We start from the raw sequence: 14,980 nt of genomic DNA on the forward strand, positions 1-14,980 counted from the left end.
AAGGAGATATTGCTAGATGAACATAGAACAATTTCAATCTATGCTAGAAGAGAAGGGTATTTCCCTCTCTTCTAGACAGTTAGAGCAGTTCGAAATCTACTTTGAAACGTTAGTAGAGTGGAATGAAAAAATGAACTTAACGGCTATTACGGAGAAAGAGGAAGTATACTTAAAACACTTTTTTGATTCTGTTACAGCGGCTTTTTATTATGATTTTTCGAAACCATTTTCTATTTGTGATGTTGGAGCAGGAGCTGGATTCCCAAGTATCCCTTTAAAAATCTGTTTCCCGCACTTAAAAGTAACAATTGTAGATTCATTACAAAAACGTATTAATTTCTTAAATCACTTAGCGCAAAAGTTAGAATTAAGTGATGTTGCATTTTGTCATGATCGTGCTGAAACATTTGGAAAAAAAGAAGGTGTACGTGAAGCATACGATATTGTAATGGCACGTGCAGTTGCACGTCTTTCTGTATTAAGTGAGCTATGTTTACCACTTGTAAAAGTAGGGGGAACATTCATTGCAATGAAAGGTGCAGCGGCGAACGAAGAAATCGAAAATGGCAAATATGCTCTAGAGGTACTTGGCGGAGAATTGAAAGAAATGTCTACGTTCCAATTACCGTTTGAAGAAAGTGAGCGTAATATTTTATTAATCGAGAAAAAGCGCAAGACACCAAAGAAATATCCACGCAAACCGGGAACGCCCAATAAATTACCTATTGAAAAATAAATCTTATTAGACGTAAGATTAAATTATATAAATGAAAACGTAAATGTTTCATAGGAAACATTTTATGTAGAACAGTCAATAGGCCTAAAAGGTGGTGGAATATGTATGAAAAATACGTTTTCTCGTTTATTTGGCTTTGGGGATAAAGAGAGCGAATTCGAATTACAAGACGAAAGCCATGAAGAAATAGCTAAAAAGGTATATGAAGAAATACAGGAAATTCCGATAGTAAACATTACCCCTAACCGTTATCAACCACGAACAGTTTTTGACGATGCACGTATTGAGGAGCTAGCATTAACGATTCGTACACATGGGCTTATCCAGCCGATTGTTGTGAGACAGTATGAGGATGATAAGTACGAGATTATTGCCGGGGAAAGGCGTTTCCGCGCAGCAACAAAGTTAGGGTGGGAAAAAGTCCCTGCAATAATAAAGAATTTAAATGATACTGAGACAGCTTCTGTAGCGTTAATTGAAAATTTGCAGCGTGAGGAATTAACAGCAATTGAGGAAGCTGTGGCATATCAAAAGCTGATTGAGTTACATAATTTAACACAAGAAGCATTGGCACAACGACTTGGAAAAGGACAATCGACAGTCGCGAATAAATTGCGATTATTAAAATTGCCTGAAGAAATCAAAAGTGCATTATTAGAAAAAAGTATTACAGAACGGCATGCTCGCGCCCTCATTCCTTTGAAAAATGAGGAATTACAACTGAAGGTTTTACAAGAGATTGTGGAGAAGCAATTGAATGTAAAGCAAACAGAAGAACGAATTGCAAAGTTACTAGAAGAAGTAAAACCAAAGCGAAAAGCGAAGCAAAAAGCAGTAAGTCGAGATGCAAGAATTGCTATGAACACAATTAGACAATCATTACAAATGGTTGCTAACAGTGGTTTGAATGTTAATTCTGCGGAAGAAGAGTTTGATGAATACTATCAAATTACGATTAAAATTCCGAAGAAAAAATAATTACGTGCTAGAGACCTTATCCTATTGGAGAGGTCTCTTTTACTATATTTTCTTGTTAAAGCAAGAAGGAGTTTAGAAATAAATTTTGAAGTTTAATAAGGACGTAAAAGAAAAACTTTTATTTCATGTTACAATAAACGTAATTGTTTCTAGAATAAGAAAGGTTGAAAGTAGGTGACATCGTGGGAAAAATCATTGCTATCGCTAATCAAAAAGGCGGTGTTGGAAAAACAACAACATCCGTTAATTTAGGGGCTGGATTGGCACAAGTAGGAAAAAAAGTCCTTCTCGTAGATATTGATGCTCAAGGAAATGCAACGACTGGTGTAGGAATTGAAAAGTCTGAATTAGATCAATGTATTTATAATGTTCTTGTGGAAGATGCAGATGTTCAAGGCGTTATACGGAAAACCGCAACTGAAAACTTAGATGTTCTACCCGCTACAATTCAATTGGCTGGTGCTGAAATTGAATTGGTACCAACCATTTCCCGGGAAGTACGCTTGCAAAGAGCATTACAGCCAATTCGTGATGAATATGAGTATATTATTATTGACTGTCCCCCATCCTTAGGATTATTAACGATTAATGCATTAACAGCAGCAGATTCTGTTATTATTCCTGTACAGTGTGAATATTACGCGCTGGAAGGGTTAAGTCAGCTATTAAATACAGTTCGACTTGTGCAAAAGCATTTAAATAAAAATTTAGCAATTCAAGGTGTATTGTTAACGATGTTGGATGCTCGTACAAATTTAGGAATTCAAGTTATAGATGAAGTGAAAAAATACTTTAGGGATAAAGTATATCGTTCGATTATTCCTCGTAATGTTCGCTTAAGTGAGGCACCAAGTCATGGAAAACCAATTATGCAGTATGACGCTAAATCAAGAGGAGCAGAAGTATATTTAGATTTAGCAGAGGAAGTGATTGCAGGTGGCTAAGGGATTAGGAAGAGGAATCAATGTGTTTTTTCCAGATTTAGATGTGAAAGAAGAAGAAACGATTCAGGAGATTATAGTAACTGAATTAAGGCCGAATCCATATCAACCACGTAAACATTTCAATAAAGAAGCGATTCAGGAATTAGCGGCTTCTATTAAAGAGCACGGTATATTGCAACCGTTAATTGCTCGAAAGAGTATTAAAGGATATGAAATAGTTGCAGGTGAAAGAAGATATCGTGCTGCTAAAGAGGCCGGACTTGAGAAAGTGCCTGCTGTCGTAAGGCAATTAAATGAGCAGCAAATGATGGAATTTGCTTTGCTTGAAAACTTACAACGAGAAGATTTAAATCCTATGGAAGAGGCAATGGCATATCAGATGTTAATGAACGAGCTAAATGTAACGCAAGAACAATTAGCAAAACGTCTTGGTAAAAGCAGGCCTTATATCGCAAATTACACTCGATTGTTAAGCCTCCCTTCATTCGTTCAAGATATGATTGCAAACGGTCAGCTTTCAATGGCTCATGGAAGAACTTTACTTACAATAAAAGATGAAGAACAGTTGAAATCTTTATTGAAGCGAATTGAAAAAGAAGGACTGAATGTTCGCCAATTGGAACAAATTGTCCAGGAAATTAATCAACGTGTTTAACGTGAAACACAACAAGAGAAAAAATAAAGAAATATATTTTTTGTATATCGAGAAACATTTTTAATAGAAAAGTTTGGTACGGATGTAAAGATCAAAGAAACGAAAAAAGAAAAAGGTAAAATCGAAATCGAATTTTTTAATAAAGAAGACTTAAATCGAATTTTAGAATTATTATCAAAGGGAAATTAAAAAGCAAACCATCTTATTGTTTATAGATGGTTTGCTTTTTTTAATGCAGATAATTTTTGGTCTGTTTCTTTTATACTTTGTGCAATTACATCAGCCATCTTCATGACTAAACTTAGTCTTGTATTTTGAAGTACGAAAAACTCCATGAAACCATTTAAATTTACGATGCCATGAATATGCAAATCACCAATTTCAGGTAATTTCTTATTCATCGCAGCTCCAGGTTTACTGGGGCCCCTTCCGGTAGTTATAGAACCGATACTTTGAGATTTTCCTAAACATGCATCAACAGCAATAATAAATGAAGTAGGATTTTCTTTCTGTATATTCTGAATTTTCTCTTCTAAGTTTAGTGCATGTATTGGTTCGTCTAGTGTGCCGAACACTTGAAGGTTTTTGATTTCAATTTGTTCTAGTTTAGTACCAACTAATGGACCAAGTGCATCACCGGTGGAACGGTCTGTTCCGATACAAACGAGAATGAGTGGCATATTAGTCTTAATGGGAATATGGGAAAGTAAGAAATTGCTGATTGTCTCAGAGGCTTCTAAGTCATGATGCATAACATTTTGAGTTTCTTTTTCAAAAAAAGGTAAGCGAAAACTTCTAATATTCATGAAGCACCCATCCTTTTAATAAATTTTCACAATATGTTATATGGTGTCTGAAATGGAAAATTATAAGTGCATACTTTTTGCAAACTGTGAATGAAAACAGAAATAATAGTACTAGTATATATATATTCGTCTCATTTTATACCTGAATGGAAGTTAACAAATGGAATTAAAGTCATAAATTTTTTTCAGAAATCAGAGAGAGTTCTGATACAATAATAAGGATAACTAAAAAGAAATTTTAGCTGGAGAGGTAGAGGGACATGGATTTAGCGTTGAAATGGTTTGAGTCCATTGATTGGACGAATATAGGTGTGAAATCACTAAAAATAATCGTTATTTTAATACTTGGTGCAATCGTTGTGCGAGTTGTGAGGGCAATTGTACGAAATGCGTTTCGTATGGGAAGCCGTTCGCCGATTCAAATTTCAGAACGTCGTACAGTTACGGTAGCGAAGTTGCTTGAAAATATTGTGGCATACGTTGTTATGTTCATTATGTTAATTGCAATTTTAGGTGTGTTTGATATTAATGCGTCAGGTCTATTAGCCGGTGCTGGGGTAATTGGTTTAGCAGTCGGTTTTGGTGCACAAAGTTTAGTTAAAGATGTTATTACAGGATTATTTATTTTGTTAGAGGATCAATTTTCAGTAGGTGATTATGTAAGAATAGGTCAATTTGAAGGAACTGTTTTGGAAATTGGACTACGTACAACGAAGATGAAAAGCTGGACAGGTGAAATTCATATAATACCAAATGGTAGTATTGTACAAGTAACGAACTTTTCCGTTAGTAATAGTGTAGCATTTGTTGATGTATCTATTTCTTATGAAAGTGATATAGTACGAGCGGAGCAAATTATTGAAGATTTATTAGTGGAATTACCAGAAAAATATGAGAAAATGGTAACAACACCTCAATTGCTAGGTGTTCAAACACTGGCAGCGTCTGAAGTTGTATTACGTGTTATTGCTGAAGTTGAGCCGATGCAGCATGCAGTTATTGCGAGGGCTCTTCGCAAAGAGATTAAAAATCGTCTTGATTTACATGGGATTGAAATTCCATACCCACGTATGGTTTTATATAGTCGCGAAGAATTAGTTAGTGAAAAAGCAATTTAATAGTGGGAGGGATTTGGAGAATGGAGCAAAAGCAATATAACTTGTACGATGTTGTGGAAATGAAGAAAGCCCATCCATGTGGTGAAAATCGCTGGAAGATTATTCGTATGGGAATGGATATCCGCGTTAAGTGCGAGGGGTGTGACCATTCGGTAATGATTCCTCGAAGAGAGTTTGATCGTAAGGTAAAAAAAATACTTGTGAAGCATGAAGAATAGTGAAAAAGCAACAGCTGCAGTAGACAGCCGTTGCTTTTTTTCATTTGGTGGAAACTTGTCATTTTTTTCGTTACTATCTATAATGATGAAAGATTGAGACATAGGAGTGAAAAATATGGGATTAACGGCTGGGATTGTTGGATTACCTAACGTAGGGAAGTCCACTTTATTTAATGCAATTACACAAGCAGGAGCAGAATCTGCGAACTATCCATTCTGTACAATCGATCCAAACGTAGGGATTGTAGAAGTACCAGATGAGCGTTTAAATAAATTAACGGAATTAGTAGAACCGAAAAAAACTGTTCCGACTGTATTTGAATTTACTGATATTGCAGGTATCGTAAAAGGTGCGAGTAAAGGTGAAGGGTTAGGAAATAAATTCTTATCTCACATTCGTCAAGTAGATGCAATTTGCCAAGTTGTTCGTTGTTTTGAAGATGAAAATATTACGCACGTTTCAGGAAAAGTAGATCCAATTGATGACATTGAAACAATTAACTTAGAACTAATCTTAGCGGATTTAGAATCTGTTGATAAACGTATCGAACGAGTTGCGAAGTTAGCAAGACAAAAAGATAAAGAAGCTGTATATGAGCATGAAATTTTAGTTCGTTTAAAAGAAGCTTTTGAAGAGGGAAAACCAGCTCGTACTGTTGAATTTACAGAAGAGCAAATGAAGATTGTTAAAGGCCTTCATTTACTTACAACGAAAGAAATGCTATACGTAGCAAACGTAAGTGAAGATGATATTATGGATCCTTCTGACAACAAATATGTACAAATGGTAAAAGAATTTGCAACAAATGAAAATTCACAAGTAATTGTTGTATGTGCAAAAATCGAATCAGAAATTGCTGAGTTAGATGAGGAAGAGAAGAAAGTATTCCTTGAAGAACTAGGTATTGAAGAATCTGGTTTAGATCAATTAATTCGTGCTGCATATGACTTATTAGGACTTGCTACTTACTTCACAGCTGGTGTGCAAGAAGTACGTGCATGGACGTTTAAACAAGGTATGAAAGCACCACAATGTGCTGGTGTTATTCATACGGACTTTGAACGTGGATTTATTCGTGCGGAAACAGTTTCTTATACTGATTTAATGACAAATGGCTCTATGACAGCTGCAAAAGAAGCTGGTAAAGTACGTTTAGAAGGAAAAGAGTATATCGTAAAAGACGGAGATGTTATGCACTTCCGCTTTAACGTTTAATTTAATATTTCCTAGGAAAAATAAAGATATAGACTTGGCAAATATATTATATGTTTGCCAAGTTTTTTACGTATTGGTGAGTTGATTCATATAACTTACTATGATATAATCTAAACTCGTGAGTAATTACTATAAATTAATTGCTCCTTGCCCATTATGGGCCGTTTAGACCAAAAGGAGGTGAAAGTGTAATGAGAAAGTACGAAATTATGTACATCATTCGTCCTGGCGTTGAAGAAGAAGCTCAAAAAGCTTTAGTTGAACGTTTCGCAGGTGTTTTAACAAACAATGGTGCAGAAATCATTAACACAAAAGAGTGGGGTAAGCGTCGTTTAGCTTACGAAATCAACGACTTACGTGAAGGTTTCTACATGATCTTAAAGGTGAACTCTAACTCAGAAGCGATTAACGAATTCGACCGTTTAGCTAAGATCAACGAAGATATCCTTCGTCATATCGTTGTTAAAGAAGAAGAAAAATAATTAAGATATATAGGGAGAGTGGTTCGATTGATGAATCGTGTTATCCTCGTTGGTCGCTTAACTAAGGACCCTGACTTACGTTACACGCCTAATGGTGTTGCGGTAGCTACTTTTACGTTAGCTGTGAATCGCGCATTTGCGAATCAACAAGGTGAGCGTGAAGCTGACTTTATTAATTGTGTAATATGGCGTAAACAAGCAGAAAACGTGGCAAATTATTTGAAAAAAGGTAGCTTAGCAGGCGTAGATGGACGTCTTCAAACTCGTACTTACGATGGACAAGACGGTAAACGTGTATATGTAACAGAAGTTCTTGCGGAGAGCGTACAATTTTTAGAGCCGCGTAATGGCGGTGGGGAGCAACGCGGTTCGTTCAATCAGCAACCATCAGGAGCTGGTTACGGTAACCAAGGCTCTAACCCATTTGGTCAGTCTAGTAATCCGGGTAACTCAGGTAACTCAGGTAACTCAGGTAACTCTGGATTTACAAAGAATGACGATCCATTTTCGAATGTTGGTCAACCGATTGACATTTCGGACGACGATTTACCATTTTAATGGCATGAATCGGTTATTTTTAACAAAGAATGGAGGGAATAGACATGGCAGGACGCAAAGGTGGACGTGCGAAACGTCGTAAGGTGTGTTTCTTCACATCTAACGGCATCACTCGCATTGACTATAAAGATGTTGATTTATTAAAACGTTTCGTTTCTGAGCGTGGTAAAATTTTACCTCGTCGTGTAACAGGAACAAGCGCGAAATACCAACGCAAACTTACAGTTGCAATTAAACGTGCTCGTCAAATGGCACTTTTACCATATGTTGGTGAATAATAGCGTATGAAATGCACAGTAGAGTCGGACTCTACTGTGCATTTTGCTATGCTTTTCTTTTTTTGAGAGAGAGGTTGGATGATGAAAAATACGAGATTTATTACTGAGGGCGCAGTGTTATTGGCTATATATTCCATTTTGTTACTTGTATCTAGGTATGTTCCAATTTTAGGTACAATGGTAACGTTTGTGTTGCCGTTACCATTTATATTATTAACAGTAAGACATAAACTATCTAATATACTCGTGATTTTTGTAGCGGCACTTTTTATTACAGTTATTGTGAGTCAGCCGATTGGTCTCATAAAGACAGTGATGTTTGGGTTAATAGGTGTCGTATTAGGATATATGTATAAAAAAGGGAAAAAACCAGTGGAGATATTGATAGCTGGAACGCTTGCGTATTTAATTGGTATAATGCTCATTTATGTTGGAAGTATAAAGTTTTTCAACATAGATTTAATGAAGCAAATGCAAAATATATTTAGTGAAAGTGTGGCGCAAAGTGAAAAGATAGCAAATGCTGCTGGTATGCCAGTTAGTAAAGAACAAAAAGAGTTGCTTGCACAAATGAATGATATATCACAAACGTTACTTCCAAGTATACTTGTACTAGTTTCTGTATGCTTTTCTTGGATTACAGTGCTAATATCAGGTAGTGTTTTGAGAAAGTTAAAGCACGACGTTACACCTTGGCCAAAATTTAAAGATATACAATTGCCAAAGAGTATTGTCTGGTATTACGTCATATTTATTTTGTTAGCAACTTTTATAAAAGTAGAACCAACATCATATTTATATATGGTATTTTCTAACCTATATGTAATATTTGCTTTGCTGCTCGTATTGCAAGGATTAACGTTTATCACCTTTGTAGCACACAGAAAAGGTTTTACGAGAGGTATTCCTATTATTAGTTTTATTGTATGTATGTTTATTCCAATGCTGTTTCCTCTTGTGACAATCTTAGGTATAATTGATTTAGGGATTTCATTGCGTTCTAAAATAGGGGAATAAAATAATATTCCTTACACTATTTTAATTTGTTTAACTAACTGGAAGGTGAGTTAGTTTTACTTTATAGGAGTTGTATACATGCCTGAATTTTATAAGAAACAGTGGTTTTTATATCCTGTTTACGTATTGGCATTTTTTGTGTTGGTGCTAATCTCGATTCTCTGTTATTTCCACTTAATTATGGGGATATCTTCCTTTTTTGTTTTTAGCATCGTTTTCTTTTTAGTTATACGATTTGAACTTACCTTTCAAAGGAACTTTGAAAAGTATACGACAGATATGATTACTAGGGTAAAAAAAGTGAGTAACGAAGCATTCAACCAGATGCCAATCGGTATATTGTTATACAATAAGGAGTATGGGATTGATTGGGCAAATCCTTACTTGTCTTCATGTTTGGGGCAACACGCATTAGCTGGGTGGCATCTGTACGATGTATCAGAAACATTACTCCTTTTTATTAAAGGAGAGACTTCTGATGATATAGTATCTTTAAATAGTCGGAAGTTCCGTGTGTTTGTAAGGAAAGAAGAAAAACTAATTTATTTTTTTGATGTAACTGAGCAAACAGAGATTGAAAAAATGTATGAAGATCAGCGTACTGTTTTGGCTGTTATTTATTTAGATAACTACGATGAAGTTACACAAGGGTTAGATGATCAATTACGTACGAATATAACAAGTCTTGTGACGTCACGTCTAAATGAATGGGCCGTTAAGTATGGTGCATATTTGAAACGCGCATCTTCAGAAAGATTCTTCGTTGTACTAAATGAAAGTATTTTAGCGCAAATGGAGAAAGGGAAATTTAGTATTTTGGATCAAGTGCGTGAAGAAACATCAAAAAGGAATATACCACTTACATTAAGTGTTGGGGTTGGCTCAGGTGATTTACCTTTATCGGAGCTTGGAGCGATGGCTCAATCTGGTTTAGACCTTGCATTAGGACGAGGAGGAGACCAAGTAGCTATTAAACAAGCAACGGGTAAAGTTAAGTTTTACGGTGGCAAGACGAATCCGGTCGAAAAGCGTACTCGTGTACGTGCTAGAGTTATTTCGCATGCATTAAAGGATTTAGTATTAGAAAGCAGTAATGTCATTGTAATGGGGCATAGAGCCCCTGATATGGATGCGATTGGTGCAGCGATTGGTATTTTAAAGGTAGCTCAATTAAATGAGCGCAAAGGATATATTGTATTAGATGAAAATGATTCTGATAAAGGAATCAAACGTTTGATGGATAAAGTGAAACAAAATGAAGAGTTATGGTCACACTTTATTACACCAGGGCAAGCGATGGAATTTGCAAATGATGATTCATTACTTGTTGTTGTTGACACGCATAAACCTTCAATGGTGATGGAGGAAAAACTGTTACATAAGATTGAAAATGTAGTAGTTATTGACCATCATCGCCGCGGGGAAGATTTCATTGAAGATCCATTACTTGTTTATATGGAACCGTATGCTTCTTCAACGGCAGAGCTTGTTACAGAGTTACTTGAGTATCAACCGAAAAATTTAAAGATGACAATGTTAGAAGCAACGGCATTGTTAGCTGGTATTATTGTTGATACGAAAAGTTTTACATTCCGTACAGGCGCTCGTACCTTTGATGCCGCTTCTTATTTACGCTCGCATGGCGCAGACACTGTACTTGTACAAGAACTTTTAAAAGAAGATATGGGTCAGTATTTACGAGTTGCAAAAGCCATTAAAAATGCGTACATTTATAAAAATGGAATTGCGATTGCTAAAGTTGATGGTGATGAATATTATGACCAAGTACTTATTGCACAATCAGCAGACACATTATTGACAATGACAGGTATCATTGCATCGTTTGTTATTGCAAAACGTGGAGAAAATTTCATTGGAATTAGTGGTAGATCTTTAGGTGAATTGAATGTACAGCTAATTATGGAGAATTTAGGAGGTGGCGGGCACTTAACAAATGCAGCCACACAAATGAAAAATGTTACAGTAGATGAAGCGGAGGAGAAGCTTCGATTTGTTATTGATGACTATTTACAGGGAGGCACACAATCATGAAAGTAATTTTTCTAAAAGACGTAAAAGGTAAAGGTAAAAAAGGAGAAATAAAAAACGTACCAGACGGTTATGCAAATAATTTCTTACTAAAACAGGGGTTAGCTGCCGAAGCGACAAACAGCAGTATGAAAACTTTAGATGCTCAAAAGCGCAAAGAGGAAAAAGATGCAGCAGCAGAGCTTGAAAGTGCAAAACAATTAAAAGAAACATTAGAGGAATTAACTGTAGAATTAAAGGCGAAATCTGGAGAAGGTGGCCGTTTATTTGGTTCTATTACAAGCAAACAAATTGTAGATGCAATGCAAAAATCACACAAGATTAAACTTGATAAACGTAAATTTGAAATGGACGATGCAATCCGTGCATTAGGTTATACAAAAGTCACTGTAAAATTGCATCCGCAAGTAACAGCGGCAGTAAAAGTTCATGTTAGTGAACAATAAAAATAAATTAAGCAAGGAGGATTGCGCATGAGTGATGTACTGGCTGATCGTACCCCTCCGCATAATATAGAAGCAGAGCAGGCGGTTTTAGGGGCTATATTGATTGATCAAGATGCATTAACGTCAGCATCAGAGCTGTTGCTACCTGACTCGTTCTATCGAACGAAACATCAAAAGATTTTTGAAGTCATGCTTGGGTTGTCTGATAAGGGAGAACCAATCGACTTAGTAATAATGACATCAGCGATGGCTGATCAAGGAGTACTAGAAGAAGTTGGTGGGGTTTCTTATCTAGCAGAATTAGCAGAAGTTGTTCCAACAGCTGCAAACGTAGAATATTATGCACGCATCATCGCTGAAAAGGCACTTTTACGTCGTTTAATTCGAACGGCGACTCATATTGTATCGGATGGATACGAGCGAGAAGATGATGTGGATGGCCTTTTAAATGAGGCTGAGAAAAAAATATTAGAAGTATCTCACCAAACAAATGCAAAAGCATTCCAAAACATTAAAGATGTCCTTGTAGATGCTTATGATAAAATTGAACTTTTGCATAATCAAAAAGGTGAAGTTACCGGGATACCAACTGGATTTACTGAATTAGATAAGATGACCGCGGGTTTTCAGCGAAATGATTTAATCATCGTAGCAGCGCGTCCGTCGGTGGGGAAAACTGCATTTTCATTAAATATCGCACAAAACGTAGCGACGAAAACTGATGAAAATGTAGCGATTTTTAGTTTGGAGATGGGCTCTGATCAGCTTGTTATGCGTATGCTTTGTGCAGAAGGAAATATTGATGCGCAAAGACTTCGTACCGGTTCATTAACTTCTGATGATTGGGCGAAATTAACAATGGCGATGGGTAGCCTGTCGAATGCTGGTATATATATTGATGATACACCAGGGATTAAAGTAAATGAGATTCGAGCAAAATGTCGTAGATTAAAGCAAGAACAAGGTCTTGGGATGGTTTTGATTGACTATTTACAGCTTATTCAAGGAAGTGGGAAATCAGGAGAAAACCGTCAACAGGAAGTATCTGAGATTTCTCGTACATTAAAAGGGATTGCACGTGAATTGCAAGTACCTGTTATCGCCTTGTCGCAGTTATCTCGTGGTGTAGAATCTCGTCAAGATAAACGTCCGATGATGTCTGACATTCGTGAATCAGGAAGTATCGAGCAGGATGCTGACATTGTGGCCTTCCTATATCGTGAAGATTACTATGATCGTGAAACAGAAAATAAAAATACAATTGAAATTATCATTGCAAAACAACGTAATGGTCCAGTAGGTTCAGTAGAGCTTGCGTTTGTTAAGGAATTTAATAAATTCGTCAACTTAGAACGCCGCTTTGAGGATGGACATGCACCGCACGCATAAAGGCAGTATAAAAAAGAAACACATTTCTTATAATAAGATGTGTTTCTTTTTTTTTATATGAAAGATAGGGCTTTCATAAGGTGAATATGTAATTCTTACGAACGAAAACGTTTTTCGATAAAAAAATGTTCGCTTTTTGGTTGACTTCTTTTTCTGTTTTGGTACAATTATATTGTTTGAATAGATCGTTTGAAAATTGCGGAGGTGCTTTAATAATGTCTTCAGTAGTAGTTGTAGGAACACAATGGGGCGACGAAGGAAAAGGTAAAATCACTGATTTTCTTTCTGAGCATGCGGAAGTAGTTGCAAGATATCAAGGTGGAAATAACGCGGGACATACAATTGTTTTCGGCGGAGTTAAATATAAATTACACTTAATTCCATCTGGTATTTTCTATAAAGAGAAAATTTGTGTAATCGGAAATGGCTTAGTAGTAGATCCGAAAGCATTACTTGAAGAGTTAAAATACTTACACGATCGTGGTGTAAGTACTGATAATTTACGTGTAAGTAACCGTGCGCACGTTATTTTACCTTATCACTTAAAACAAGATGAGTTAGAAGAAGCGAGTAAAGGTGATAACAAGATCGGTACAACGAAAAAAGGTATCGGTCCTGCATATATGGATAAAGCTGCTCGTATTGGTATCCGTATGGCTGATCTTTTAGACCGTGAAGCATTTAAAGAGAAGCTTGAGCGCAATTTAGTGGAAAAAAATCGTTTGTTTGAAAAAATGTACGATACAGAAGGTTTCAGCGTAGAAGAAATCTTTGAAGAGTACTTCGAATACGGACAACAAATCGCACAGTATGTATGCGATACATCTGTCGTATTAAATGATGCACTAGATAACAATCATCGTGTATTATTTGAAGGTGCACAAGGTGTTATGCTTGATATTGACCACGGTACGTATCCATTCGTTACATCTTCTAACCCAATTGCTGGTGGTGTAACAGTTGGAACTGGAGTTGGTCCTGCGAAAGTTACTCGCGTTGTAGGTGTATGTAAAGCATATACAAGCCGTGTAGGTGATGGTCCATTCCCTACGGAACTTAATGATGAAATCGGTCATCAAATTCGTGAAGTTGGTCGTGAATACGGAACAACAACTGGTCGTCCGCGCCGCGTAGGTTGGTTCGATAGCGTTGTTGTAAGACATGCACGTCGTGTTAGTGGTTTAACAGACTTATCATTAAACTCTATCGATGTATTAACAGGTATCCCAACTCTTAAAATTTGTGTTGCTTACAAATACAATGGCGAAGTTATCGATGAAGTTCCAGCTAACTTAAACATTTTAGCGAAATGTGAGCCTGTATATGAAGAGCTTCCAGGTTGGACAGAAGATGTTACTGCTATGAAATCATTAGATGAACTTCCTGAAAATGCAAGAAAATACGTAGAGCGTGTTTCTGAATTAACAGGAATCCAATTATCTATGTTCTCAGTTGGACCAGATCGTAATCAAACAAATATCGTTCGTAATGTATACGAAGCTTAATTGATATAAAAAATTGATTCTTTTAAGAAAAAACTCATGTTTTCATGAGTTTTTTCTTATCTTTTATAAAAAAATAAAAAAAGGTATTGCAAAAATGAAAGATAACATGTTATGATATGTCTTGTCGTCACGAAAATATGACGTTGGTGAGTATGAGCCATTAGCTCAGTTGGTAGAGCATCTGACTTTTAATCAGAGGGTCGAAGGTTCGAATCCTTCATGGCTCACCATTTTATTTTTCGTGGCCCGTTGGTCAAGTGGTTAAGACACCGCCCTTTCACGGCGGTAACACGGGTTCGAATCCCGTACGGGTCATGTTTTTTTATGTTCATTTTTGGTCCCGTGGTGTAGTGGTTAACATGCCTGCCTGTCACGCAGGAGATCGCCGGTTCGACCCCGGTCGGGACCGCCACTTTTGTTTATACCACCATTAGTGGTTTTATATATAGTTTTGGCTCGGTAGCTCAGTCGGTAGAGCAGAGGACTGAAAATCCTCGTGTCGGCGGTTCGATTCCGTCCCGAGCCACTCTCAGGATATTAAGTGGGCCCACTTAATATCCTTTTTATTTTGTCCAGTTTTACAAA

15 protein-coding genes, 4 tRNA genes and 1 pseudogene are annotated in these 14,980 nt (G+C 36.5%); 19 read left to right on the forward strand and 1 reads right to left on the reverse strand.

Translation table 11 applies throughout. The features are described from left to right. The first annotated feature begins 16 nt into the window (after positions 1-16). The 4 genes and pseudogenes from rsmG (at position 17) to ACFWDE_RS13700 (ending at position 3,502) form a co-directional block, all read left to right on the forward strand. Complete coding sequence (rsmG, locus tag ACFWDE_RS13685) at positions 17-736, forward strand: 16S rRNA (guanine(527)-N(7))-methyltransferase RsmG (RefSeq protein WP_002089956.1); 720 nt, start codon at positions 17-19, stop codon at positions 734-736. 105 nt (positions 737-841) lie between these two features. Beyond that, positions 842-1,714 carry a nucleoid occlusion protein gene (gene noc, locus ACFWDE_RS13690; RefSeq protein ID WP_002016471.1) on the forward strand — a complete coding sequence of 291 codons (873 nt, stop codon included), beginning with the start codon at positions 842-844 and terminating at the stop codon, positions 1,712-1,714. 182 nt (positions 1,715-1,896) lie between these two features. After that, positions 1,897-2,658, forward strand: a complete 762-nt coding sequence (soj, locus tag ACFWDE_RS13695; RefSeq protein ID WP_002113231.1) for a sporulation initiation inhibitor protein Soj — start codon at positions 1,897-1,899, stop codon at positions 2,656-2,658. After that, positions 2,651-3,502: pseudogene (locus tag ACFWDE_RS13700) on the forward strand (ParB/RepB/Spo0J family partition protein). The gene soj and the pseudogene ACFWDE_RS13700 overlap by 8 nt, the downstream one beginning before the upstream one ends. A gap of 20 nt (positions 3,503-3,522) precedes the next feature. Here the strand turns inward: ACFWDE_RS13700 and yyaC are convergent. Beyond that, entirely contained in the window at positions 3,523-4,119 is a 597-nt protein-coding gene (gene yyaC / locus ACFWDE_RS13705) for a spore protease YyaC (protein WP_193647874.1), read from the reverse strand. A gap of 260 nt (positions 4,120-4,379) precedes the next feature. Here yyaC and ACFWDE_RS13710 point away from each other — a divergent pair, with 260 nt between their 5' ends. From ACFWDE_RS13710 to ACFWDE_RS13780, 15 genes are all read left to right on the forward strand, one after another. After that, complete coding sequence (locus tag ACFWDE_RS13710) at positions 4,380-5,237, forward strand: mechanosensitive ion channel family protein (protein WP_377892862.1); 858 nt, start codon at positions 4,380-4,382, stop codon at positions 5,235-5,237. Between the two features lie 20 nt (positions 5,238-5,257). After that, positions 5,258-5,455: a DUF951 domain-containing protein gene (locus ACFWDE_RS13715; RefSeq protein ID WP_000436054.1), complete on the forward strand. Its 198-nt coding sequence runs from the start codon at positions 5,258-5,260 to the stop codon at positions 5,453-5,455. A 115-nt stretch (positions 5,456-5,570) separates the two neighbouring features. After that, positions 5,571-6,671, forward strand: a complete 1,101-nt coding sequence (gene ychF, locus ACFWDE_RS13720; RefSeq protein WP_002159666.1) for a redox-regulated ATPase YchF — start codon at positions 5,571-5,573, stop codon at positions 6,669-6,671. Between the two features lie 191 nt (positions 6,672-6,862). After that, a complete protein-coding gene (rpsF, locus tag ACFWDE_RS13725; RefSeq protein WP_002144565.1) occupies positions 6,863-7,153 on the forward strand; it encodes a 30S ribosomal protein S6 in 291 nt (96 codons plus the stop codon). Positions 7,154-7,180: 27 nt separating this feature from the next. Further along, on the forward strand, positions 7,181-7,711 hold the full coding sequence (gene ssb, locus ACFWDE_RS13730) for a single-stranded DNA-binding protein (protein WP_377892863.1): 531 nt from the start codon (positions 7,181-7,183) through the stop codon (positions 7,709-7,711). A gap of 44 nt (positions 7,712-7,755) precedes the next feature. Then, on the forward strand, positions 7,756-7,989 hold the full coding sequence (rpsR, locus tag ACFWDE_RS13735) for a 30S ribosomal protein S18 (RefSeq protein WP_000918874.1): 234 nt from the start codon (positions 7,756-7,758) through the stop codon (positions 7,987-7,989). Between the two features lie 81 nt (positions 7,990-8,070). After that, positions 8,071-9,006, forward strand: a complete 936-nt coding sequence (locus ACFWDE_RS13740) for a YybS family protein (RefSeq protein ID WP_377892864.1) — start codon at positions 8,071-8,073, stop codon at positions 9,004-9,006. 78 nt (positions 9,007-9,084) lie between these two features. Next, the gene (locus tag ACFWDE_RS13745; protein WP_377892865.1) at positions 9,085-11,058 is read left to right on the forward strand and encodes a DHH family phosphoesterase; all 1,974 of its coding nucleotides are present in this window, start codon (positions 9,085-9,087) and stop codon (positions 11,056-11,058) included. Next, positions 11,055-11,501: a 50S ribosomal protein L9 gene (gene rplI / locus ACFWDE_RS13750; protein ID WP_377892866.1), complete on the forward strand. Its 447-nt coding sequence runs from the start codon at positions 11,055-11,057 to the stop codon at positions 11,499-11,501. Before ACFWDE_RS13745 ends, rplI begins: the two co-directional genes overlap by 4 nt. A 27-nt stretch (positions 11,502-11,528) precedes the next feature. Then, the gene (dnaB, locus tag ACFWDE_RS13755; protein WP_002144569.1) at positions 11,529-12,890 is read left to right on the forward strand and encodes a replicative DNA helicase; all 1,362 of its coding nucleotides are present in this window, start codon (positions 11,529-11,531) and stop codon (positions 12,888-12,890) included. A 215-nt stretch (positions 12,891-13,105) separates the two neighbouring features. Next, complete coding sequence (locus tag ACFWDE_RS13760; protein WP_002138921.1) at positions 13,106-14,395, forward strand: adenylosuccinate synthase; 1,290 nt, start codon at positions 13,106-13,108, stop codon at positions 14,393-14,395. 154 nt (positions 14,396-14,549) lie between these two features. Next, positions 14,550-14,625 (forward strand) — tRNA-Lys (locus ACFWDE_RS13765). Between the two features lie 13 nt (positions 14,626-14,638). Beyond that, positions 14,639-14,710: transfer RNA gene (locus ACFWDE_RS13770), tRNA-Glu, on the forward strand. A 21-nt stretch (positions 14,711-14,731) separates the two neighbouring features. Continuing rightward, positions 14,732-14,807 (forward strand) — tRNA-Asp (locus ACFWDE_RS13775). A 41-nt stretch (positions 14,808-14,848) separates the two neighbouring features. Then, positions 14,849-14,921: transfer RNA gene (locus ACFWDE_RS13780), tRNA-Phe, on the forward strand. The last annotated feature ends 59 nt before the right edge of the window (positions 14,922-14,980 follow it).

This window comes from Bacillus sp. NPDC060175 (genome assembly GCF_042728695.1).
Lineage (GTDB): Bacteria > Bacillota > Bacilli > Bacillales > Bacillaceae_G > Bacillus_A.